This is a genomic window from Jiella pacifica, assembly GCF_010500815.1.
In the GTDB taxonomy this organism is placed as follows: Bacteria; Pseudomonadota; Alphaproteobacteria; order Rhizobiales; family Rhizobiaceae; genus Jiella; species Jiella pacifica.
Genome location: NZ_JAAAMG010000004.1, coordinates 63,558 through 85,785, shown reverse-complemented (window position 1 = coordinate 85,785; position 22,228 = coordinate 63,558). Strand labels below are relative to the sequence as shown.

The window sequence follows — 22,228 nt, the reverse complement described above, 5'->3', positions numbered from 1 at the left end:
CTAGAGACGCTGCTGCGTCTTCGCGTCGAAGAGATGAACGCGGCTCAGATCGATGTGGAAGCCGAGCTTTTCCCCCGGCCGCGCCGAAATCCGGTCCTTGACCACGGTGTCGATGAGATCGGTGCCAGACCGCGCGAAGACCTGGGTCTCCGATCCGGTCGGCTCGACCACCACGACATCCATCGGAACGCCGCCCTCGCCGATGGAAATGTGCTCGGGCCGGATGCCGTAGACTACCTCATGACCGTCGGCGACGCTCGCCTCCGCCGGCACGGGCAGGACGAGACCGCCCTCGGAGACGAATTCGCGCGCCCCAGACGCCCCGCGAATCCGCCCCTTGACGAAATTCATGGAGGGCGAGCCGATGAAGCCGGCGACGAAGACGTTCTGCGGATTGTCGTAGAGATCGAGCGGCGCGCCGATCTGCTCGACCTTGCCGTCGCGCATGACGACGATCTTGTCGGCCATGGTCATCGCCTCGATCTGATCGTGGGTGACGTAGACGATGGTGGTCTTGAGGCGCTGGTGAAGTTCCTTGATCTCCATGCGCATCGAGACGCGCAGCTTGGCGTCGAGGTTCGACAGCGGCTCGTCGAACAGGAACACCTTGGGGTCCCGGACGATCGCCCGGCCCATGGCGACGCGCTGGCGCTGGCCGCCGGACAGCGCCTTGGGGTAGCGATCGAGATATTTCGTCAGGTCGAGGATGTCGGCCGCCCGGCCGACCTTCTCGTCGATCTCCGCCTTCGGGCGTTTCGCCATCTTCAACGGAAAGCCGATGTTCTGCGCCACCGTCTTGTGCGGATAGAGCGCGTAGGACTGGAACACCATGGCGATGTCCCGGTCCTTCGGCAGGACGTCGTTGACGACCTTCTCGCCAATCCGGATCGTCCCCTGGCTGATCGGCTCGAGGCCGGCGAGCATCCTGAGGAGGGTCGACTTGCCGCAGCCCGACGGCCCGACCAGGACGACGAACTCGCCGTCCTCGATGTCGATCGACACCCCGTGCATGACCTGGACCGAGCCATAGCGCTTGAATACGTCGTCGATGTTTACGCCAGCCACTTCAACATTCCCTTCACTGCGGCAGTTCGATCTGCATCTTCACGTCCCCGGCCGGAGCCGAGGCGGCGATCTCGAACGCCCTGACGCTCTCCGCAAAGTCGAAGGTCCGGGTGATCAGCGGCTTCACGTCGATGGTTCCCGAGGAGAGCATGGCGACGCAGCGGGGAAAGACGTGGGCATAGCGGAAGATGTTCTCGACCCGCGCCTCGCGGATCATCGCCGCGCCGGCGTCGTAGGCGATCGGCTCGGACTGGCCGCCGATCATCACCACGCAGCCGCCGGGCGCCAGCGGCTCGAACACCTTGGCGGCTGCCTTGGGCGAGCCCGTCGCCTCGAAGACGACGTCGCAGCCCCAGCTGTCGGTATCGGCCTTGATCCGGTCGACGAGGCTTTCCTTGCCGGCATCGACGCCGACGATCGCCGGTGAGAGGCTCTCGGCGATCTCCAGCTTCTTTTCGGCGAGATCGGTGACGTAGACCCGCGCGCAGCCGCCCGCCAGCGCCGAGAGCGCCGTGACGAGGCCGATCGGCCCGGCCCCCAGCACCACGGCGATGTCGCCGGGCTTGATCTTGGCCTTGGTGGCCGCGTGAACGCCCACTGCCAGAGGCTCGACCATCGCGGCCTCGGCGAAGCTCACATTGTCCGGCAGCTTGAAGGTGAAGGCTTCCGGGTGGACGCAGGTCGGACGGAGGATGCCGTGGACCGGCGGCGTTGCCCAGAAGCGCACCGCGGGATCGACATTATACATGCCGAGCCGGGTCGCCTTGGAATTCGGATCGGGAATGCCCGGCTCCATGCAGACGCGGTCGCCGGCCTTCAGCGTGGTGACGTCGGAGCCGGTCTCGATCACCGTGCCGGAGGCCTCGTGGCCGAGGATCATCGGCTCGTTGACGACGAAGGGGCCGATGCGTCCGTGGGTGTAGTAATGGACGTCCGAGCCGCAGATGCCGACGGTGTGGAGCTTGATCCGCACGTCGCGCGGGCCGAGCACCGCCTCGTCCTTGTCGATCGGAAAGTCGCGCAGCGACAGTTCGTCCTTGCGCTCGAGGACCAGGGATTTCATGGAATTCAGCCTTTCCAGACGATGTAGACGCCGAGGAGAACGGCGACGACGTTGGAGATCGTGAGCGGCAGCCCAGCCGGCTCCATGAACCGGAGCCAGAACAGCGACAGCGCCACCCAGATGATGACGGAGATGAAGATCCTGTCGAACCAGTTGGTCTGGATCGGCAGGAAGCCGTCGCGCTCCTTGCGGTCGAGCGGCGACTGCCGGCCCTCTTCCTGCTCCTCGTAGATGTTGATCGGGGTTTCGACGTCCTGCGGATCGGTCCGGGTCATCGCGTCATCCTTTCACGGCGCCGAAGGTCAGGCCGGCGACGATGTGGCGCTGGACCAGGCTGAAGACGATCAGCGCCGGGATCAGAGTGAACATCGAGATCGCCGCCATCACGCCCCATTCGGTGCCGGTCGTCGTGACATATTCGGAGAGGCCGGTCGTCAACGTGCGGGCGTTGAAGTTGGTCAGCGTCGCGGCGAGCAGATATTCGTTCCAGGCGAAGACCCAGGTGAGGATCAAGGTGACGGCGAGGCCGGGCCTTGCCAGCGGCAGGACGATCTCGGTGATCACCGTCCAGGCGCTCGCCCCGTCGACGAAGGCCGCCTCGTCGAGCTCCTTCGGGATGCCATCGATGGTCGGCCGCAGCGTCCAGATCGCGAAGGGCAGGTTGAAGGTGCAATAGACGAGGATCATGCCGATCTTGGTATCGAGAAGCGTAAAATCGCCGAACCGGTAGACCTGCGTGAGCAGGAGGAAGAGCGGCAGGAGGAACACCGCCGGCGGCGCCATGCGGTTGGTGATCGTCCAGAAGAAGATCGATTCCTTGCCGCCGAGATTGAAGCGGCTCAGTGCATAGCAGGCGAGAAAGCCGAGCACGGTGACGAGAAAGGCGTTGCCGGTCGAGATGATCAGCGAATTGACCATGTAACCGCGCAGCGTCTCGTCGTTGAGGACGTCGACGTAGTTCTTCCAGTAGACCGAGGAGAGGATCACCTCGGGGGTCGAGAACAACTCGACGGCCGGCTTCACCGAGATGACGAACAGCCAGTAGATGGGGAACAGGGTGAAGAAGCTGACCACGGTCCAGAACAGAAGGTACAGCCAGGTTCGTTGACGTCTCATCGGATCAGGCCTTCTTGTTGCGCGGCGCGATCAGCGCGACGTAGAGCAGCCAGCAGGAAACGATCGTCAGATAGAGGACGATGATCGAGACCGCCGAGCCGTAGCCGTAATTCGTCCTCGGGAAGACTTCCTTGAAGATGTGGACGCCGAGATAGCGGGTCGCCGAGCCCGGCCCGCCGCCGGTCAGCATCAAGACCTCGTCGACGGTGCGCAGCGCGTCCATCAGCCGGATGAAGACGGTGGCGAGCAGTGCCGGGGCGATCATCGGCAGGGTGATGTGCCAGAAGATCTGGCGCTTGTTGGCACCGTCGATCTGCGCCTGTTCGAACGGGTCGGCCGGCAGCGAGACGAGCGCGGCGATCAAGGTCAGGGTGACCAGCGGCGTCCAGTGCCAGATGTCCATGACGACGGTGACGGTGAAGGCCGCGACGGCGCTGGTGCCGATGTTGAGGTCGAAGCCGAACCAGCTGTCGAGCAGCGAGGGAATGATCCCGATCGAGGGCGTCGTCATCAGCTTCCAGATCGAGCCGACGATGATCGGCGCCATGATCAGGGGAAGCGTGTGGATCGTCCGGAAGATCGCCTTGCCGGGGAAGTCCTTCAGGAAGGCCTGGGCAAGGAGGTAGCCGACGATCAGCTCGGAGAGGACGGCGAAGAAGACGAAGGCGAGGGTGACGCCGAGCGAGGCCAGAAAGCCGCTGTCGAACACCAAGGCGCGAAAATTGTCGGCGCCGTTATAGACAACCGCCGGGTCGAGCGCGAACGGGTTCCATTGATGGAACGACAACCACAGCACGTAGAAGAACGGCACGACGCCGAAGAAGAACAGGATCACCAGCGTCGGAGCGAGGAGAATCCAGCCTAATCTGTTGGATTGCATCGAGCCATCTTTCGTCGAGGCGTGTCGTTGTCGAAGAAGGGCCCGTCCGCATGCCCTGAGCAAACAGCCCGGATTCGCCGCCTCGTCGCGCGGCAGCAACGGCAGGGTATCCGGCCATCGACGGAGCGATCTCGGGGGCAGCTTGCGGCGGACGATCGGCCGAAGGGGCCGAAACGGCGGGCCACGCTCTAAGAGCGGCCCGCCGTCGTCGCTAGTGGCGAACCCGCGAAGTTACTTGCGGTAGCCGAGGTTCTTCAGTTCCTCTTCGGCCTTCTGCGCCATCATGTCGAGGCCTTCGTCCGGGCCGATCGAGCCGGTGAGGATCTCGTAGAAGGTCGGCGACGTCGCCTCGATGACCTGCCGGTGGAACGGATATTCCGGCGCGCCCTTGAACAGCTTGCCGTCGTCGCGGAGCATCGAGTAGTAGCCGCCGAGCTCCTTGTCGACTTCCTTCACCTTCGGGGTGTCGTAGGTCGAAGTCAGGGTGATGCGCGAGCCGGCCGCGGCCCAGTCTTCCTGGATCTCGGGCAGCGCCATGAACTGCATGAACAGGAGCGCGGCGTCCTGGCTCTTGGAGGTCACCGGCAGGCCGAAGGCGCCGCCGTCATAGTAGCCGATGTAGCCCTTGCCGCTCTCGGCCTCTTCCAGGACGCCGGGCTCCAGCGGCGGCAGTGCCACGCCGACTTCGCCGACGACACGCGACTTCTCCTCGTCCGTGGCGATCCAGGCGGCGTTCTCGCCATAGACGAGACCCTGCGCTGCTCTGCCGGCGGCGAAGGTGGTCGCGACCTCGGTCCAGGTCGACTGCACCGATTCCGGCGGGGCAATGTCACGCATCGACAGCCACCACTTCAGCGCTTCCTTGGCCTCGGGCGAGTTCATCGTGCCGCCATTCTCGACGGTCGCGGCATAGTTGTTGTTTGCGTCGATGCCCCAGTTGTAGACGCCGTAGGTCGGCGCGACGGACTCGAAATACTCGTACCACGAGGCCGGATGGCCGGTATGCGCCTGGGCGGTCGTGCCCCAGAGATCCATGCCGTTGGCCTTGCCGTATTCGGTGAAGAACTTGGCGATCTCGGTGTATTCGGCGTGGGTCTTGGCGGGCTTCAGATCCTTGCCGGTCTTCTCCTTGAATTCGGCCTGGATCTTCGGATCGTTGAAAAGGTCGGTCCGATAGAGATAGACCTTGATGAAGGCCTCCATCGGCACGCCGTACAGGCCACCGTCGGATCCGCGGAAGTTCTCGGCGAAGGTGGTGAAATTGTCTTCGGAGTATTCCGGCGCCTTCAACTCGGCATTCTCGTCGAGTGCCTTGGTGAGGTTGACCAGGAAGTTGCGCGCCAGATAGGCGTAGACGATGTCCTGCTCGATATAGACCATGTCATAGATGCCGGTCTTGGCCTCCATGTCCTTGATGGCCTTGTCGTACATCTGATCCCAGGAGGTGGTCTCGATCTGCACGTCGATTCCGGTCAGCTCCTCGAACTTCGGGGCGAGGACGTCGGCGACGTAGTTCGAAGCCGGCGTCGATTCGGTGACGCCGCGCAGGGTGGCGCCGTCGAACTTCTTGCCGGCCTCCTGCCACCATTCCGGGTTCTTGATCTGAATGTCCTGCGCGAAGGACGCGCCCGTCATCATCGCCAGGGCGATGGCGGATACACTGAGCTTGTAGGCAAACTTCATGGACTTCCTCCCGTTCGGTCGCGGGGCCGCAGCGACATGACCCCGTGGGCGCGCCGCAATGCCTCCGACGGAAGGATGCAAATGTATGGTGCATGATGCAAGTGATTTTTTTACAGATGTATGCGTTGTCTTCCATTTGTAATCCATGCCATAGCTTCCCATCCGTGGCGGGGGTGCTGACGAGGCTTGGATGGTGCGGGAGGGACAGGACGAGAGCGACGCGTTCGCGACCGAGGTCTGCTGGCACTATTACGTGAACGGCATGACCCAGGCCGAGATCGCGAAGTTTCTCGACACCACGCGCCTGCGCGTGAACCAGGCGATCCAGCGGGCGAAGTCGCTGGGCATGGTGAAGGTCCGGATCGAGTCCCCCTTCGTCGCCCGGATCGAACTCCAGGACAGGCTGCGCCGGCAGCTCGGCATCGAGCGCGTGATCGCCGCTCCGGCCCGCCGCGACGCTTACGACTACCACGGCTCCGTCGGGGCGGCGCTGGCGGCCGTCGTCACCGAGCGGCTTCGTGCCAAGGCCTGGCGGAAGATCGGCGTGTCGTGGGGAATGACGCTCGAGGCGGGGATCCAGAAGCTGCCGCAGCTCGCCAATCCCGACGTCGAGATCGTCTCGATGCTGGGCGGCACGATGCAGGGCGCCTCCTTCAATTCCTTCAGCATCGCCTCGGGTTTCGCGGCGCAGCTCGGCGCGAGCTATTCGCTGCTGGCGGCGCCGATCTTCCTGTCGGAGGGGGTCGACCGCGCCATCTTCCTCTCCCAGCAGATCTTCGCCGATCATTTCGCCAAATTCGAAGAACTCGACGCCGCCATTTTGACCGCGAGCGACATCTCGTCCAGATCCTATCTCGTCGCCAACGGGCTGCCGGAGGAGTTTCCACCGTCGGCGATCAGAAATGCCGGCGCGATCGGCGACGTCCTCGGCCGGTTTCTCGACGAGGACGGTCGGACGATCGACCATCCGCTCGACAGGCGCACGATCGGCGTCGATCTGGACGTCGTCGAGAAAACGCCCGAAAAGATCCTGGCGGCGGCCGGGCCCCACAAGGTCGAAATCATCCGCGCCGCCGCGCGGCGCGGTCTCATCGACACGCTGATCACCGACGACGTCACCGCCGAGCTTCTCGTCGAACCGTCGGAAGGGCGTAAAACAGCAAGGCAGGCGGCCGAACAGCGAGCCGGCTGACACCTTGAGAGAATCGCCTCGCCGGGGAAGCGACGGCGAGAGCGAACATATGGGAGGAACACTTCATGCGACGCCTTGGCATTCACACCTTCGTCTGGACCGACGGCAAGACCCAGGACGGCCTGGAGACGGCGCTCGAAAAATCCGCCGAGCACGGCTACCGGATGGTCGAGATCGCCTATCTCTTTCCCGGCCGCTACGACCTCGACAGGCTGGCGAAGAAAGCCCGCTCCCTCGACCTCGAAGTCGTCGTGACCATGGGCCTGCCAGCCGATTGCGACGTCTCCAGCGAGGACACCGATGTCGTCGCCAGGGGCCGGGCGCTGTTGTCCGACGTGGTCAAGACGGTCCGCGACGTCGGCGGCATCCGGCTCGGCGGCATCATCTTCTCCAAGCACGGCAAATACGATTCGATGCCGAGCCGCGACGGCTGGATGAACAGCGCCGAGACGATCGCGGCGACGGCCGAGATCGCCAAGACCTGCGGCGTCGAGATCGTCCTCGAGATCGTCAACCGGTTCGAATCGAACCTCCTCAACACGACGGCACAGGGGCTGAAATTCATCGCCGATACCGGCCGCGACGACGTGCGCCTGCATCTCGACACGTTTCACATGAACATCGAGGAGGCCGATCCCGCCGCGGCGATCCGCCTGGCCGGCGACAAGCTGGGCTACTTCCACATCGGCGAGAACTATCGCGGCTTCCTCGGCACCGGAACCATCGATTTCTCCGCCTCGTTCCGGGCGCTGGCCGACATCGGCTATGCCCGCGACATCACCTTCGAGAGCTTCTCCGGCGCGATCGTCGACGAGGCGCTGTCGGTCGCCTGCGGCATCTGGCGCGACACCTGGACCGACAACGACCAGCTCGCCGCCCATGCCAAGACCTTCATCGAAGCGAAGTGGCAAGAGGCGACGATCGCCCGCCAGATCAACGCAGACGCCTGAACCATGGCGCTCGCTCCGGACCATCTCGGCCCGACGATCACCGTCGGCGAGATCCTCGTCGAGATCATGGCGACGTCTGTCGGCGAGGGCTTTCGCCAGCCGATCGATCTCGTCGGGCCGTTTGCCAGCGGCGCACCGGCGATCTTCACCGACCAGTGCGCCAGGATCGGCGGCTCGGCGGCGATCGTCGGCGCCGTCGGCGCGGATGATTTCGGCCGACTGAACGTCGACCGCCTCGCCCGCGACGGCGCCGACGTCTCGGCCATCGCCGTCGATCCGACCTATCCGACCGGCAGCGCCTTCGTGCGCTACCGGGCAGACGGCACGCGCGACTTCGTCTACAACATCGCCACCTCCGCAGCGGCCCGCTTCGGCTGGTCGGAAGCGGTCGAGACGCTGGTGGCGAAGGCCGGACACCTCCACGTCATGGGCTCGGCGCTGTCGATGCCGAGCGCGGTGGCGGTGATCGATCGCGCGGTCCGGATCGTCAAGGAGCGGGGCGGGTCGCTGTCGTTCGATCCGAACCTTCGCAAGGAATTGAAATACGACGACGACACCGAACGGCGCTTTTCCGAACTCGTCGCCATGGCCGATCTGCTGTTGCCGTCGGGCGAGGAACTGGAACGTGCCGCGGGTGTCGCGGGACGCGAGGCGGCGATCGACAGGCTCCTTTCGATGGGCATTCCGGAAATCGCGCTGAAGGAAGGTGCCCGCGGCGCGAGCGTCTTCACCCCCGGCGCCGAACCACTGCACGTCGCCGCCTTCGCCGTCCCCGAGGTCGATCCGACCGGCGCGGGCGACTGTTTCGGCGGCGCCTATGTCGCCTGCCGGCGTCTCGGCTCGAGCATCGAAGAGGCCCTCACCTATGCCTGCGCGGCCGGCGCCCGCAACGTCACGGTCCGCGGCCCGATGGAGGGCGCCGGCACCCGCGCCGAACTCGACGCCTTCATTGCCGCGACGGGCCGCGCTGGGCCCTGAGCCGCAATTCGGCCGAGGAATGGGTCCGGGACAGAGAAGATCCGCGACCGGCAGGGCGCCGGGCGCGACACGAATGCGACAATGGGAGAGCGAGATATGCCGAACAGCTTCGACGGCCAGACCGTCATCATCACCGGCGCCGGCAAGGGCATCGGCCGCGCCACCGCGAAGTTCGTCAGCGAGCGGTGCGCCAAGGTCGTCGCCATCGCCCGCACCGACTCCGACCTTGCGAGCCTTGCCGAAGAGACGGGGTGTCGGACGATCAAGGCCGATCTTCTCGACCCGAAGGTCGCCCGCGCCGCCATGCAGGAGGCGGGAACCGCCGATCACCTCGTCAACTGCGCCGGCACCAACGTCCTCGAAAGCACGCTGGAATTCACCGAGGACGGCTACGAGACGGTCCTCGGCATCAATCTGCGAGCGGCGCTGATCTGCGCCCAGGAATTTGCCCGGGCGCGCATCGCGGCGGGCGGCGGCGGCGCCATCGTCAACGTCACCTCGCTCGCCGGCCACAGAGGCTTTGCGAACCACCTCTGCTACGCCGCCTCCAAGGCCGGGCTGGAAGGCGCGACGCGCGTCCTCGCCAAGGAGCTCGGACCGCACGGCATCCGCGTCAACGCCGTTGCCCCCGGCATCACCCTGACCGAGCTGGCCGCGGCCGCCTGGAGCGACCCGGAAAAGAGCGAGCCGATGATGGCGCGCACGCCGATCGGCCGCTTCGCCGAGGTCGAGGACGTCGCGTCGATGATCGCGATGCTGCTGTCGGCGGATGCGGCGATGGTGACCGGCGCCGTCCTGCCGGTCGAAGGCGGGTTCATGAGCGTCTGAGACGCGCGATCGAACAGACTATCGAAGGAAGAAGAACATGGCTGAATTATTGAACGGCAAGGTCGCCGCCGTCACCGGTGCGGCGTCGGGCATCGGACTTGCCACCACCGAGGCGCTGATTGCCCAAGGGGCGAGCGTGGTGATGGTCGATCGCGACGCGGCGGCGCTTGCGAAAATCACCGAGCGGCTCGGCGACAAGGCGATCGCCCAGGTCACCGACCTCCTCGATGCGGCGAGCTGCGCCGCCATGGTGCCGGAGATCCTCGCCAAGACCGGGCGGATCGACATCCTCCACTGCAATGCCGGCACCTATATCGGCGGCGATCTCACCGAGACCGACACGGCGACCATCGACCGGATGCTCAATCTCAACGTCAACGCCGTCATGAAGAACGTGCGCGACGTCATCCCCCACATGATCGAGCGTAAGACCGGCGACATCGTCGTCACCTGTTCGGTCGCCGGCCACATGCCGATCCAGTGGGAGCCGGTCTATTCCGGCTCGAAATGGGCGATCACCTGCTTCGTCCAGACCATGCGCCGCCAGTTGAACAAGCACGGCATCCGCGTCGGCCAGGTCTCGCCGGGCCCGGTCGTCTCCGCCCTCCTCGCCGACTGGCCGGCCGACCGGCTCCAGGCGGCCAAGGACTCAGGCAGCCTGATCGAGCCGACCGAGGTGTCGGACGCGATCATCTACATGCTGACGCGTTCCAGAAACGTCACCATCCGCGACATGGTCGTCCTGCCGACCAACTTCGACATCTGAGGCAAGACGCGCCGGCGTCGCAGCAGGATCGTCGCCGGCGCGTTCCACGGGAAACTTCGGGAGGAAGCAGCATGAGCGATCTGTCGGGCCTGACGGCCTTGATCACCGGGGCCGCCGGCGGCATCGGCGTCGCCATGGCGGAGGCTTTCGCCAAGGCCGGCGCACGGCTCGTCCTCGTCGACATCGCCGACGCGTCGGAGCTTGCGACACGCCTCGGGCCGGACAATCGCCACGCCGTCATCGACCTGGAAGACCCCGCGGCAATCGCGGCGGGCGTCGCAGCGATCGGCCGCGAAACCGGCATCGACATCCTGATCAACAATGCCGGCCTGGGCATCGTCTTTCCGGCCGAGAAGACCGAAGTCGACGCCTGGGACCGCACCATGCGGATCAACCTCCGGGCGCCCTGGCTGATGGCCGCCGCCGCCCTCCCCTTCCTCAAGGCGTCCGGCCGCGGGCGGATCGTCAACGTCTCCTCCCAGGCCGGCGTCATCGCCATCGAGGAGCATGCGGCCTACGGCGCGAGCAAGGCGGCGCTGATCAACCTCACCAAGGTCATGGCGATCGAATGGGCGCGCTACGGCATCACCGCCAATGCCATCGCCCCGACGGTGGTCGAGACGCCAATGGCCCTCGTCGGCTGGTCCGGCGAAAAGGGCGAAAAGGCGCGGCGGGACATCCCGGTGGGACGTTTCGCCAAGCCCTCGGAAATCGCCGCCGCCGCTCTCTATCTCGCCTCGGCAGAGGCCGGCATCGTCAACGGCGCGACGCTGATGGCCGATGGGGGGTATACGGTACGGTGAGGGGAATAGTAACGCTCACGCTAAGACGGAAATTATAAAGACAATTGGCGCTCCATGGCATACCAATACTCCGGTGGCGCGGATTTTTCTGATAGAGCTTGCGAACAACGCAAATTTCAGAGTGAAAAATCGAAAGAATTCAACGATAAGTTCTTGCTTCAGGTGTTGTCAATTCCCGGAGGCCTCGCGTGAGCCGTAGATCAACATTTGGAACATGCTGCCCCCAGAAATTGTCTCTCGCAAAAAATCTTTCATCTATGATCGAAATCGCTTTTCCGTACTCGCGTGGCATCACAAGCATTTTATATTCTTGCTCGACCTCGTCTGCAACAAAAACGATCGCTGCTTTTTGAAAACTTGGCGGCGCATCAATAAATCCTGTTTCGGTTGTTTGGCCGACATTCCAGTGGGGCGCATTTTTTTCGAATGGACTTACTAATTGATCATCAACAATCAATATCGATTGAGTCCGTCCTACAACAGCAGGCGATATGTTTTTAATAATGTGCCGGGTCCTCTTGCCCCATCTAAACCTTTTCTGCTCTGAGCCATCCCAGATGCCTATTTGAAGATCAAGACAAACATAAACAACAGGTTGCGTCCGTGCAATCCGGAAGCTTAACCAATAGCGCCCAGTCACATCGTTCGATCGTTTAATTTCGATTTCGGTAGCAATGGCTGTTCCACCAGCGAGCAGATTCTGCAGCCTGACTCGAAGACTATTCCGTTCGGCCTGCAAGTCTCGATTGTGAGACTCTAGGTCCGCAATCTGTTCGTTGGGTGGACGCTGCAGAATCGACAACAGACCGGCATTCTGATCGATTCGAGCGAATCCATCACTTTTTCGTCCGTCCCGAAATCGAATTAATTCAGATATGAACCAGACTACCAATGCTGCTGCCGCACCAATGAGGTACGGTGTTAAAAATCCCATCTCCAACATAAGTGCCGCTGGGGGCAATCGAATGTTTCCGGCGTTGTCGCGCGTAATAGCCTGCCACGCTTCTTCGGTTTCCCAATTGAAAACCGTTATAACGCGGTCCAGGACGAAAAATCCCAGTAACACCAGGATCGATCTTGCGGAATTCAAGCGAGGAAGATGCATCGCGCATACCTAGCCGGATTTCCCGCAGTTGTGGAGTCATAGGTGCCTCGTAGCCCCTTGCTGCGACACAAGAGCGAGATTTTAGCCGCAACCTTTCGGGCCTTCGGGCGGCGGGCCGAAACCCGCCGCCTGCTTCTCATTCTCAGAAGTCGAAGTCGTTGATGTCGGCCTTGGTGAACACCTTCGGCTGGCCAAGCAGCACCTGGCTCTGGTTGACGATCGGCAGTTCGCCGAGGCGGCCGGCCTTCACCGTCTTGTCGCCGGGCTTCAGCGTGCCGTCGGCCACCTGCCGCATCACCTCGACCGCCGCATAGCCGAGATCGACGGTGTTCCAGAGGATCGTCGACTGGATGCAGTCGGAGTTGATGTAGGGCTTCATGGCGTTGGGCAGCGCCAGGCCGACCACCGAGACCTTGCCGCACAGGCCGTTCTGCTGGACCGCCTCGGCGGCCGCGGGCGTCGCGACGCTCGTCATGCCGAGAATGCCCTTCAGTTCGTCGCCATATTTGTTGATCAGCGTCTGGGCTTGGTTGAAGGACAGGATGTTGTCCTCCTGGGCCTCGACGGTCTCGAGGAACTTCAGATTCGGATGGCACTTCTCCGTATAGGCCTGCATCTCCGAGATCCACCGCGCCTGGTTCGGCGTGGTGAAGGTCGAGGTGACGATGGCGAAGCTGCCCTCCTCGCCGATCTCGGAAGCGAGCTGGTCCATCATCGATTTCGCGACGCCGTTTGGCAGCGCCTGGTTGACGAACCACTGGCGCGCATCGGCTTCGGCGTCGGCGTCGTAGCCGACGACGTTGATGCCGGCGTCGAGGGCCTTCTTCAGGACCGGCGCGATCGCCACCGGGTCGTTGGCGGCGAACAGGATGCCGTCGACGCCCGAGGTGATGTAGTTGTCGACGAAGGTGATCTGTTCGTCGATGTTCGCTCGGGTCGGGCCATCGGTGTTGACGGTGATGTTGCCGAGTTCCTTGGCCGCTTCCTGCATGCCGGACGCGGTGCTGGCGAAATAGCCGACGCCGACGAGCTTCGGAATGTCGACGACCTTCAGGTCCTTGCCGTTGCGGTCGGGCGCACCCGTCGGCGTGCCGCCATTGTACTCGCCGGGCTCGGGCGCCGGCGATTCACCGGTGCAGGCGAGCGGATTGGTCGGCTGATCGTCGCCGCCCGTCCAGGCCGACTGGGCGAAGGCCGGGGCGGACAAAAGGCTGGCGCCGAGCAGCGCCGTGATGAGTTTCTTCATGGAATTTTCCTCCTCTTAAGTTGGCGCCGTCATGGCGCCCCTCCCAATTCTCAGTCACTGGAAAAGCGGCTGAGAAGATTGCTGATCAGGACGGCGACGATCAGGACCGCGCCGATCACGACGGTGGTGCCGTCGCCGCGCACGCCCGAAAGCGACAGGCCGTTCTGAAGGATCTGCATGAGGCACAGACCGATCAAGGTGCCGATCACCATGCCGCGGCCGCCGAAGATCGAGGTGCCGCCGAGAACGACGGCGGTGATCACCTCGAGCTCGATGCCACTGCCCATGTCCGAGCGCGTCGTCGAGACGCGTGAGACGAAGACGATCGCCGCCAAGGCCGAGATGAAGCCCGAGGCAGTGTAGATCAGAAGCTTTGTCCGCTCGACCGGCAGGCCGGAGAATTCCGCCGCCGCCTCGTTGTTGCCGATGGCGTAGGTGGTCCGGCCGAAGGTGGTGAAGCGCAGGATGAAGATGCCGAGTGCGGCGACGAGGGCGAACAGCCAGAGCTGCGTCGGAATGCCGAGGAAATCGCCCCGCCCGAGCACTGCGAACCAATCCGGATAGCCGCGCACCGAGCGCGCCTGGCTGATGCCTTCCGCCAGCCCCCGATAGAGCGCCAGCGTGGCGAGCGTCGCGATCAGCGGCGGCACGCGAAACCGCGTGACGATCAGGCCGTTGGCAAAGCCCGCCGCGGTGCCGGCGGCAAGCGACAGGCCAATCGCCGCCGGCAGCGGCAGGCCGAGATTCTGCCAGAAGACGCCGAGCAATATGGCGCAGAGTCCGAGGATCGAGCCGACCGAGAGATCGATGCCGCCGGTGACGATGACGAAGGTCATCGGGATGGCGATCAGCCCGACCTCGGTCATCAGCCGGGCCTGGTTGAGAAGGTTCGCCGTCGTCAGAAAGCGGTCGTTCTGCGACGCCATGGCAATGAGGACGACGACGAAGAGAATGCCGAGAATGGCCTCGTGGCGGATCAGGATGCGTGTCATGGCGGTCATGGCCGGTCCCTTTCCTCAGCCGGTTCTTCTGCGGCGGGCCATGTCGGCCAGCACCGTCGCGAGGATCAGGATGCCCTGCACCGCCCGCAGCCAGTATGCCGAGACGTTGAGGAAGATCAGCGACGAGCCGATCGCCGCGAAGAGGATCGCCGCGAGCGTCGAGCCGAACACCGTGCCGACGCCGCCGAGGATCGACACGCCGCCGACCACCGAGGCGGTGATGATGACGAGTTCGAGGCCGACCGGAACCGTCGACTGGATGACCTGCAGCTGCGTGGCAAAGAGCACCGCCGCGACGCCGCCGATGGCGCCGTGAATGGCGAAGACCTTCACCACCGTCGCCTTGTAGGAGATGCCGGTCGCCCGCGCCGCTTCCGGATTGCTGCCGACCGCGTAGACCGAGCGGCCGAAGGTGGTGTAGCGCATGAGGAAGCCGGCGAGGATGGTCATGCCGATCATGAACCAGACCGGCGAGGGCACGTTGAAAAGGCGGAACTGGGCGAGCTGGTAGCCCGCCGGCAGGCCGCTGATCCACTGGCCGCCGGTGAAGGTGATCAGCCCGCCGGAGAGGATCGACAGCATGGCGAGGGTGGCGATGATCGACGGCACCCGGGCATAGGCGATGAGACAGCCGACGACGGCGTTGATCGCCGCGCCGACGACGAGCGGCGCCAGCCAGGCGACCCAGATCGGATAGCCGTTGGTGACGAGCAGGCCGGAGATGACGGCGAGGACGCCGATCAAGGCGCCGATCGACACGTCGATGTTGCCCGAGATGATCACCAGCGACATGCCGATCGCGGCGACCGCGATATAGGCGTTGCCGACGAAGATAGAGGTGAGGTTGTTCTCCGACAGGAAACGCGGATTGTAGACCCCGACGAAGGCGAAGAGCGCCAGGATGACGACGACGAGGAGGATCTCCTGGCCGAGCGAGCCGAGCGTATGGGTGAGGCGCCGGCTCATCGGGCGGCTCCCGCCCGGGCCGGCTCGCGCCGCCCCTGCATCATTGCGGCGCCGACGGCGGCGGGGCTCGCGTCCTTGCGATCGACGATCGCCGACAGCCGCCCTTCCCGCATGACGAGGACGCGGTCGCTCATCCCGAGCACTTCGGGCAGTTCTGAGGAGATCATCAGGATGGCAAGGCCCTTCTTGGCGAGTTCGCCCATCAGCCGATGGATCTCGGTCTTGGCGCCGACGTCGACGCCGCGGGTCGGCTCGTCGAGGATGAGGATCTTCGGCTCGGTGGCGAGCCATTTCGCCAGCACCACCTTTTGCTGGTTGCCGCCGGACAGCTGGCCCACCCTTTGGCGCGCATCCCGCGCCCTGATCGAAAACCGCTTGATGGCGTCCGTCGCGAGGCTCTGCTCTCGGCCCGTGTCGACGACCGAGAACTTCGTCAGCCGGTCGAGGATCGCCATGGAGACGTTCTCGCGCAAAGGCTGGGCGCGGATGATGCCGTGCGAGCCCCGGTCTTCGGGAACATAGGCGATGCCGGCATCGATCGCCTCGCGTACCGAAGCGATCTTCTGCGGCTTACCGTCGACGAGGATCTCGCCGGACGTCGCCGGCGTCACGCCGAAGATCGTCTGGGCGAGTTCGGTGCGGCCGGAGCCGACGAGGCCGGCGATGCCGAGGATCTCGCCGGCATGAAGATCGAAGGAGATGTCCTCGACGACGCCGGCCAGCGAGACGCCGCGCAGCTCCAGCCGCTTTTCGCCGCGCGGGATGTCCTCCTTGGGAAACAGCTGGTGGATGTCGCGGCCGACCATCATCGAGACCAGCGACGCCTCGGTCACCTCCGCGATCGGCCTGGTGCCGACGGATACGCCGTCGCGCAGCACCGTCACCCGGTCGGCGATCTCGAAGATCTCGTTCATCCGGTGGGAGACGTAGACGATCGCGACGCCCTCGCTGCGCAGCCGCCGGACGACCTCGAGCAGCCGCCGGACGTCGGCTTCGGCCAGCGCCGCCGTCGGCTCGTCCATGATCAGGACGCGGGCGTTGCGCGACAGGGCCCTGGCGATCTCGACGCGCTGGCGATCGGCGACGGAAAGCCGCGAGACCCGCTGGTCGACGTCGAGATTGGGGCAGTCGAGCCGGTCGAGCAGATCGCGGGCCTCGCGCCGCATCCGGCCCCAGTCGACGAGGCCGGCGGCGGTCTTCGGCTGGTGGCCGAGAAAGACGTTCTCCGCGACGCTGAGGGCCGGGAACAACAGCAGTTCCTGATGGACGACGATGATGCCCTCGCCTTGCGCCTCGCGCGGGCCGGCAAAGCGGCGGGGCTTCCCATCGAGGCGGATCTCGCCTTCCTCGGCGCGGTGATCGCCGGCGGCGATGCGGATCATCGTCGACTTGCCGGCGCCGTTCTCTCCCATCAGGGCATGAACCTCGCCGGGGCGCAGGTCAAAATCGACACCGGTCAGCACCTTCACCGGCCCGAAGGCCTTGGAGATGTTCTTCAGTTCGAGAATCGGCGTCATATCCGCCCCATCCGGCGCTCTCCCACGCTGGCGGCTCCTCCCAGATACGCTGTCACCCGCTCGCTCCCCTCGATGGTTCCGGCATTTCGGCCTGTCCCCGCTCCGCCACACGGCGCCGCCAAGTGTCCGCATAGGCCGCAAGGCCGCGGATCGGCGGCCGGGCCGAAGCCTCCGCCGCTGCGGGCACAGCCGCGCCGGACGGCGGCGGCGCATTCTGCCCGCGCGCCAGCAGAGCGGCGCCGGCCGAGGTGCCCGAAAGACCGGTCTTCGCCTCGACGGATCGCCCGGACAGCTCGGCCAGCGCGTCGCAATAGACGGCATTGCGGCCGAACGGCCCCTCGACGATGATCGGCCCCTCGGCGCCGACGAGTTCGAGGCAGACCGAAGTGGTCAACGCCGTCGCAAGGCTCGCCGCGGCGGTCCGCTCGGCTTGCGAGAGGTCTTCCGGATCGACCGTCCACTCGCCTTCTCGCTCGGCAAAAGGCCCCGTCCCCCTGGCAAAGCTCGGCAGCGCCATGATGCCCTTGGCGATGACGGCCTCGGCGCTCGCGTGGTCCGCCTCGCCGGGCGCGTCGCCGGCCATTGCCGCAAATTCGCGGCCGGCCATGAAGCGGGCCGAGGGCACGGGCCGTGCGAAGGCATCGACGTTCGCCAGCGTGTCACGGGTCTCGTCGAGCTCCATCGCCCTCCCCCCGACGGCGAAGACGATCGCCCAGGTGCCGGTCGAGACGACCGTGAAGGCACCCTGCCGACCGACGAGATGCGGCAGCAGCGAGGCGTTGGAATCGTGAATGCCGCAAAACACCGGAATGGGGTCTTGCCCCGGCATCGCCGCGCGGATCTCCGACTTCAGGTCGCCGAGCCGATCAAAGGCGGATCGCAGCGGCGCGAACTTCTCACCCCATCCCTGCCCGTCGACGAGGGAGGAGAAGCGGCGTTCGGATGGGCACCAGAGATCGGTGTGGGCGCCGAGCTGGGTGACCTCGCAGGCCTCTACCCCGCAGAGCTTCCACGCCCAGAACTGCGGATAGGTGAGGATCCCCGACGCGGCGAATTCCTGCGGGAAATGCCGCTCCAGATAGAACAGCTGCGCCCCGACGTTCAGCCCGCCCGGCAGGGCCGGCGACTGGCTCTCGGCAAAGTCCGGGCGGATCGCGCGGTAATCGGCGAGCGTCCGCGGATCGAGAGGAAATTCGTAATCCATCACCGGCAGCGCCAGATCATCCCCCTCGACGAGGGTGATCGAGGCGCCGTGGGTGGTGACCGATATGGCGTCGACCGGATGGTCGCGCGACAGCTCCGCAAGGGACGTCAGGACGAAATCCCAAAGGCCGTCGGTGTCGAAATGGGGATAGGCACCGTCGTTCGACACACGGTTCGGCGTCGTCTGCGCCGCGACCTCGCACTGGCGGTCGAGATCGTAGACGACGACCTTGGCGTTGGTCTTGCCGATGTCGACGACGGCAACGTTATGGATATGGCTCTCCATCGCTCAGGCCATCCGGAACATCGGCTGAAGGGGCACCGAGACCGGCTCGTCGTCGGCTTCGGTCTCCATGATGTCGGCCATCATCGCCCACCAGCGCCGCATCACCGGATGATCCGGTAACGCGTCCATCCGGTGGTCGCGGCGCCGTTCCAGAGTGGCGAAGAGCGCGTTGGCCTCGGGATCGAGGAAGATCGCATAGTCGCGAACGCCCGCCTCCCGGAGAAGCTCAACGAGCTCCGGCCATATCTCGTCGTGGCGGCGACGGTATTCCTCCGCCTTGCCCGGATGAAGCCGCATGCGGAAGGCGACGCGCTCGAAGGCCTCGTCCGTGTCGCCGCCCGGCAGCGTCTCGTCACGCGACATCGCGCTCGCTCCCTTCCTGCGCAAGCTCGGCCACCATGAGGCGCACCCCGGCCGCCTCGACCATCGCGGCGTCCTTTTCGGAAATCCCCTCGTCGGTGATCAGCATGTCGGCCCGTTCGAGCGGCGCGATGATCATGCTCGACGGGCGCTGGAACTTCGAGGAATCGGCGAGGAGGACGAGTTCGTCGGCCTGGCGCATCAGCCGCTGCTCGGACTGGATGATCAAGGGATCGGTCTCGGCGATGCCGTAATGCGAAACCCCCTGCGCCCCCATGAACATCCGCCGCGCCCGAAAATGCGCGATGCCGTCGGTTTCGAAGGGTGAAAGGATCAGCGCCTGGTCGCGGTAGATCGCGCCGGCCGGCAGCATCACCGTGCATTCGGAATGATCGATCAGGTGGTTGGCGATGGAAAAGGAGTTGGTCAGCACCTGCAGCCGCGCGCCGGCGATGTGATGGACCATCTGGAAGGTCGTCGTGCCGCCATTGAGGATGATGGCGTCGCCGTCCTCGCAGAGCTTGGCGGCCTCGCGCGCGATCGCCCGCTTCTGGATTTCGTTGATCGTCCTGGCGGTCTCGAAGGGCAGGCTGGATATCTCGCCGAAGGGCGGGGATTTCAGCGCCTCGGCGCCGCCGCGCACTCGCTTCACCTTCTTCTGCAAAGCCAGCGCCGCGATGTCGCGCCGGGTCGTCGCCTCCGACGCCTCGGTCAGCCGCGACAGTTCCTGCACGGTGGCGACCGAGCGGGCCTGAACCACGGAGAGGATGATCCTCTGTCTCTCGCGTTCGTGCATGTTTGGCGTTTCTCCCGAGGGAGGATGCTGATCGAAGCACAGGCGAATGTCAATCATCTTCGATCAAGTTCGATCATATTGCAGTGCAACATGACTGTTCATGATCGTTTTGATTGACGTTTGCGCCGTTTTGGCCAATGCTGCAGACGAAGCCAGCCTGCGGCCGCAGCCTTTCGGTGCGTTGCCGTGCAAGGCGTGGATTGCATCCCGGGCGGTCGCAACCGGCGTTCCGGCCCTGCCCGACACCCTGACGAAGCCGAAACGAGGTCGATCATGCCGACAGGTCCGCAGACGAGCGGTTCCACTCTCCTGCCCTCGCTCTGGGACGAGGCCCATGCAGCGGGCCTCGACGAGCCGGGGCGCCTGCTCTACCGCTCGAACCTTCTCGGCGCCGACAAGCGGATCACCAATTACGGCGGTGGCAACACCTCGGCGAAGGTGATCGAGAAGGACCCGCTGACCGGGCGGGACGTGACGGTGCTCTGGGTCAAGGGGTCGGGCGGCGACGTCGGCACGATGAAGCGCGACGGCTTTTCGACGCTCTATCAGGACAAGCTGGAAGCGCTGAAGAGCCTTTATCGCGGCGCCGACTTCGAGGACGAGATGGTCGGCTATCTGCCGCACTGCACCTTTAACCTCAATCCGCGCGCCGCCTCGATCGACACGCCGCTGCACGCCTATCTGCCCTACACCCATGTCGACCACATGCATCCCGACGCGGTGATCGCGATCGCCGCGAGCGACAACAGCCGGGAGATGACGCGGCAGATCTTTGGCGACGAGATCGGCTGGCTGCCCTGGCGCCGGCCCGGCTTCCAGCTCGGCCTCGACCTCTCCGCCTTCGCCCGCGAAAACCCGGATGCCAAGGGCATCGTCCTCGAAAGCCACGGGCTCTTCACCTGGGGCGAGACGGCGCGGGACTGCTACGAGACGACGCTCAGAATCATCAACACCGCCATCGCCTTCCTCGACGAGAAGACCGCCGGCGTCGCAGCCTTCGGCGGCGCACGGGTCGAGCCTCTCGACGCGGCCGCCCGGCGCGAGATCGCAGCGCGGCTGATGCCGGAAATCCGCGCCCGGATCGGCCGGGACGAGCGCAAGATCGGCCATTTCGACGACGGGGACGCGGTGCTGACCTTCGTCGGCTCCAACGACCTTGCGAAACTCGCCCCGCTCGGCACCTCCTGCCCCGACCATTTCCTGCGCACCAAGATCCGGCCGCTGGTGCTGGACTTCGATCCTGCCAAGGGCGACGTCGACGCCGTTCTGGCCGGGCTCGACGATGCGATCGCCGCCTACCGGGCCGACTATACCCGCTACTACGAAAGCTGCCGGCATGACGACAGCCCGGCGATGCGCGACCCGAACCCCGTCGTCTATCTCGTCCCCGGCGTCGGCATGATGACCTTCGCCAAGGACAAGGCGACGGCGCGGATCGCCGGCGAGTTCTACGTCAACGCCATCAACGTCATGCGCGGGGCGCAAGCCGTCGGCACCTATCGCGGCCTGCCCGAGCAGGAGGCCTTCGACATCGAATACTGGCTTCTGGAAGAGGCCAAGCTGCAGCGCATGCCGAAACCGAAATCGCTCGCCGGCCGCATCGCCTTCATCACCGGCGGCGGCGGCGGCATCGGCCGGGCGACGGCCGAGCGGCTGCTTTCCGACGGCGCCTGCGTCGTCCTCGCCGACATCGACGTCGAGGCGCTCGAACGGGTGAAGACCGAGATGTCGGAGCGCTTTTCCGCCGACATGGTCCGCGCCGTCCCCCTCAACGTCACCGAGGAGGCGGGCGTGATCGCGAGCTTCGCGGAAATGGCGGTCGAATATGGCGGCGCCGACATCCTCGTCTCCAATGCCGGCATCTCGTCCTCGGCGCCGATCGAGACGACCGAACTGTCGATGTGGAACCGCAACATCGACATTCTCGCCACCGGCTATTTCCTCGTCTCGCGCGAGGCCTTCCGGCTGTTCCGGCGCCAGCAGCTCGGCGGCGCGGTGGTGTTCATCGCCTCGAAGAACGGCCTCGCCGCCTCGCCGGGCGCCGCCGCCTACTGCACCGCCAAGGCCGCAGAGATCCACCTCGCCCGGTGCCTGGCGCTTGAAGGCGCCGACGCCGGCATAAGGGTCAATGTCGTCAATCCGGATGCGGTGCTGCAGGGCTCGAAGATCTGGACAGGCGAATGGCGCGAGCAGCGCGCCGCCGCCTACAACATGGCGCCCGACGAGTTGGAGGAGCATTACCGCAAGCGCTCGATGCTGAAGCGGTCGGTGCTGCCGTCCGACGTCGCCGAAGCCGTTGCCTTCCTCGCCGGCGACGCCTCGGCGAAATCGACCGGCAACATCGTCAATGTCGACGCCGGCAACGCCCAATCGTTTACGCGCTGAGGGTTGTGGGACGAGTGACATCGTCAGCGGGCCAATCTG

Annotated in this window: 21 protein-coding genes; 7 read left to right on the top strand and 14 right to left on the bottom strand. The window is 65.0% G+C overall.

Translation table 11 applies throughout. The annotated features are described in order from the left end of the window. From GTK09_RS06685 to GTK09_RS06660, 6 genes are all read right to left on the bottom strand, one after another. Positions 1 to 1,065 (bottom strand): ABC transporter ATP-binding protein, encoded by a 1,065-nt coding sequence (locus GTK09_RS06685; protein ID WP_163462159.1) that lies wholly within the window; start codon positions 1,063 to 1,065, stop codon positions 1 to 3. Between the two features lie 13 nt (positions 1,066 to 1,078). After that, positions 1,079 to 2,128, bottom strand: a complete 1,050-nt coding sequence (locus tag GTK09_RS06680; RefSeq protein WP_163462156.1) for an NAD(P)-dependent alcohol dehydrogenase — start codon at positions 2,126 to 2,128, stop codon at positions 1,079 to 1,081. Positions 2,129 to 2,133: 5 nt separating this feature from the next. After that, complete coding sequence (locus GTK09_RS27365) at positions 2,134 to 2,403, bottom strand: DUF2160 family membrane protein (protein WP_163462154.1); 270 nt, start codon at positions 2,401 to 2,403, stop codon at positions 2,134 to 2,136. Between the two features lie 4 nt (positions 2,404 to 2,407). Next, positions 2,408 to 3,244 carry a carbohydrate ABC transporter permease gene (locus GTK09_RS06670; RefSeq protein WP_163462153.1) on the bottom strand — a complete coding sequence of 279 codons (837 nt, stop codon included), beginning with the start codon at positions 3,242 to 3,244 and terminating at the stop codon, positions 2,408 to 2,410. Positions 3,245 to 3,248: 4 nt separating this feature from the next. Next, positions 3,249 to 4,124: a carbohydrate ABC transporter permease gene (locus GTK09_RS06665; protein WP_163462151.1), complete on the bottom strand. Its 876-nt coding sequence runs from the start codon at positions 4,122 to 4,124 to the stop codon at positions 3,249 to 3,251. A 231-nt stretch (positions 4,125 to 4,355) separates the two neighbouring features. Next, positions 4,356 to 5,807, bottom strand: a complete 1,452-nt coding sequence (locus GTK09_RS06660) for an extracellular solute-binding protein (protein WP_163462149.1) — start codon at positions 5,805 to 5,807, stop codon at positions 4,356 to 4,358. A 190-nt stretch (positions 5,808 to 5,997) separates the two neighbouring features. Between GTK09_RS06660 and GTK09_RS06655 the strand changes: the two genes are divergently transcribed. The 6 genes from GTK09_RS06655 to GTK09_RS06630 all read left to right on the top strand — a co-directional run bounded on the left by GTK09_RS06655 (position 5,998) and on the right by GTK09_RS06630 (position 11,324). Then, positions 5,998 to 6,999, top strand: coding sequence for a sugar-binding transcriptional regulator (locus GTK09_RS06655; RefSeq protein WP_163462147.1), 1,002 nt, complete (start codon positions 5,998 to 6,000; stop codon positions 6,997 to 6,999). A gap of 65 nt (positions 7,000 to 7,064) precedes the next feature. Beyond that, the gene (locus tag GTK09_RS06650; protein WP_163462145.1) at positions 7,065 to 7,949 is read left to right on the top strand and encodes a sugar phosphate isomerase/epimerase family protein; all 885 of its coding nucleotides are present in this window, start codon (positions 7,065 to 7,067) and stop codon (positions 7,947 to 7,949) included. A gap of 3 nt (positions 7,950 to 7,952) precedes the next feature. Continuing rightward, positions 7,953 to 8,927, top strand: a complete 975-nt coding sequence (locus tag GTK09_RS06645; RefSeq protein WP_163462143.1) for a tagatose kinase — start codon at positions 7,953 to 7,955, stop codon at positions 8,925 to 8,927. A gap of 96 nt (positions 8,928 to 9,023) precedes the next feature. Beyond that, a complete protein-coding gene (locus tag GTK09_RS06640; RefSeq protein ID WP_163462141.1) occupies positions 9,024 to 9,755 on the top strand; it encodes an SDR family oxidoreductase in 732 nt (243 codons plus the stop codon). A 37-nt stretch (positions 9,756 to 9,792) separates the two neighbouring features. Beyond that, positions 9,793 to 10,521, top strand: a complete 729-nt coding sequence (locus GTK09_RS06635) for an SDR family oxidoreductase (RefSeq protein ID WP_163462139.1) — start codon at positions 9,793 to 9,795, stop codon at positions 10,519 to 10,521. Positions 10,522 to 10,592: 71 nt separating this feature from the next. After that, complete coding sequence (locus GTK09_RS06630; protein WP_163462137.1) at positions 10,593 to 11,324, top strand: SDR family oxidoreductase; 732 nt, start codon at positions 10,593 to 10,595, stop codon at positions 11,322 to 11,324. Between the two features lie 139 nt (positions 11,325 to 11,463). Here the strand turns inward: GTK09_RS06630 and GTK09_RS06625 are convergent, their stop codons facing one another. The 8 genes from GTK09_RS06625 to GTK09_RS06590 form a co-directional block, all read right to left on the bottom strand. Further along, complete coding sequence (locus tag GTK09_RS06625) at positions 11,464 to 12,429, bottom strand: hypothetical protein (protein WP_163462135.1); 966 nt, start codon at positions 12,427 to 12,429, stop codon at positions 11,464 to 11,466. A 142-nt stretch (positions 12,430 to 12,571) separates the two neighbouring features. Next, entirely contained in the window at positions 12,572 to 13,675 is a 1,104-nt protein-coding gene (locus GTK09_RS06620) for an autoinducer 2 ABC transporter substrate-binding protein (protein ID WP_163462133.1), read from the bottom strand. Positions 13,676 to 13,725: 50 nt separating this feature from the next. Continuing rightward, on the bottom strand, positions 13,726 to 14,676 hold the full coding sequence (locus tag GTK09_RS06615) for an ABC transporter permease (RefSeq protein ID WP_163462131.1): 951 nt from the start codon (positions 14,674 to 14,676) through the stop codon (positions 13,726 to 13,728). A gap of 15 nt (positions 14,677 to 14,691) precedes the next feature. After that, a complete protein-coding gene (locus GTK09_RS06610) occupies positions 14,692 to 15,642 on the bottom strand; it encodes an ABC transporter permease (protein WP_163462129.1) in 951 nt (316 codons plus the stop codon). After that, positions 15,639 to 17,159 carry a sugar ABC transporter ATP-binding protein gene (locus GTK09_RS06605; protein ID WP_163462128.1) on the bottom strand — a complete coding sequence of 507 codons (1,521 nt, stop codon included), beginning with the start codon at positions 17,157 to 17,159 and terminating at the stop codon, positions 15,639 to 15,641. The genes GTK09_RS06610 and GTK09_RS06605 overlap by 4 nt, the downstream gene beginning before the upstream one ends. A gap of 52 nt (positions 17,160 to 17,211) precedes the next feature. Then, positions 17,212 to 18,648 carry an FGGY-family carbohydrate kinase gene (locus tag GTK09_RS06600; RefSeq protein ID WP_163462127.1) on the bottom strand — a complete coding sequence of 479 codons (1,437 nt, stop codon included), beginning with the start codon at positions 18,646 to 18,648 and terminating at the stop codon, positions 17,212 to 17,214. 3 nt (positions 18,649 to 18,651) lie between these two features. Beyond that, the gene (rhaM, locus tag GTK09_RS06595) at positions 18,652 to 19,011 is read right to left on the bottom strand and encodes an L-rhamnose mutarotase (protein ID WP_163462126.1); all 360 of its coding nucleotides are present in this window, start codon (positions 19,009 to 19,011) and stop codon (positions 18,652 to 18,654) included. Further along, positions 19,001 to 19,804 (bottom strand): DeoR/GlpR family DNA-binding transcription regulator, encoded by an 804-nt coding sequence (locus GTK09_RS06590; protein ID WP_163462125.1) that lies wholly within the window; start codon positions 19,802 to 19,804, stop codon positions 19,001 to 19,003. Before GTK09_RS06590 ends, rhaM begins: the two co-directional genes overlap by 11 nt. A gap of 273 nt (positions 19,805 to 20,077) precedes the next feature. Here GTK09_RS06590 and GTK09_RS06585 point away from each other — a divergent pair, with 273 nt between their 5' ends. After that, positions 20,078 to 22,189: a bifunctional rhamnulose-1-phosphate aldolase/short-chain dehydrogenase gene (locus GTK09_RS06585; RefSeq protein ID WP_163462124.1), complete on the top strand. Its 2,112-nt coding sequence runs from the start codon at positions 20,078 to 20,080 to the stop codon at positions 22,187 to 22,189. Positions 22,190 to 22,228: the final 39 nt, after the last annotated feature.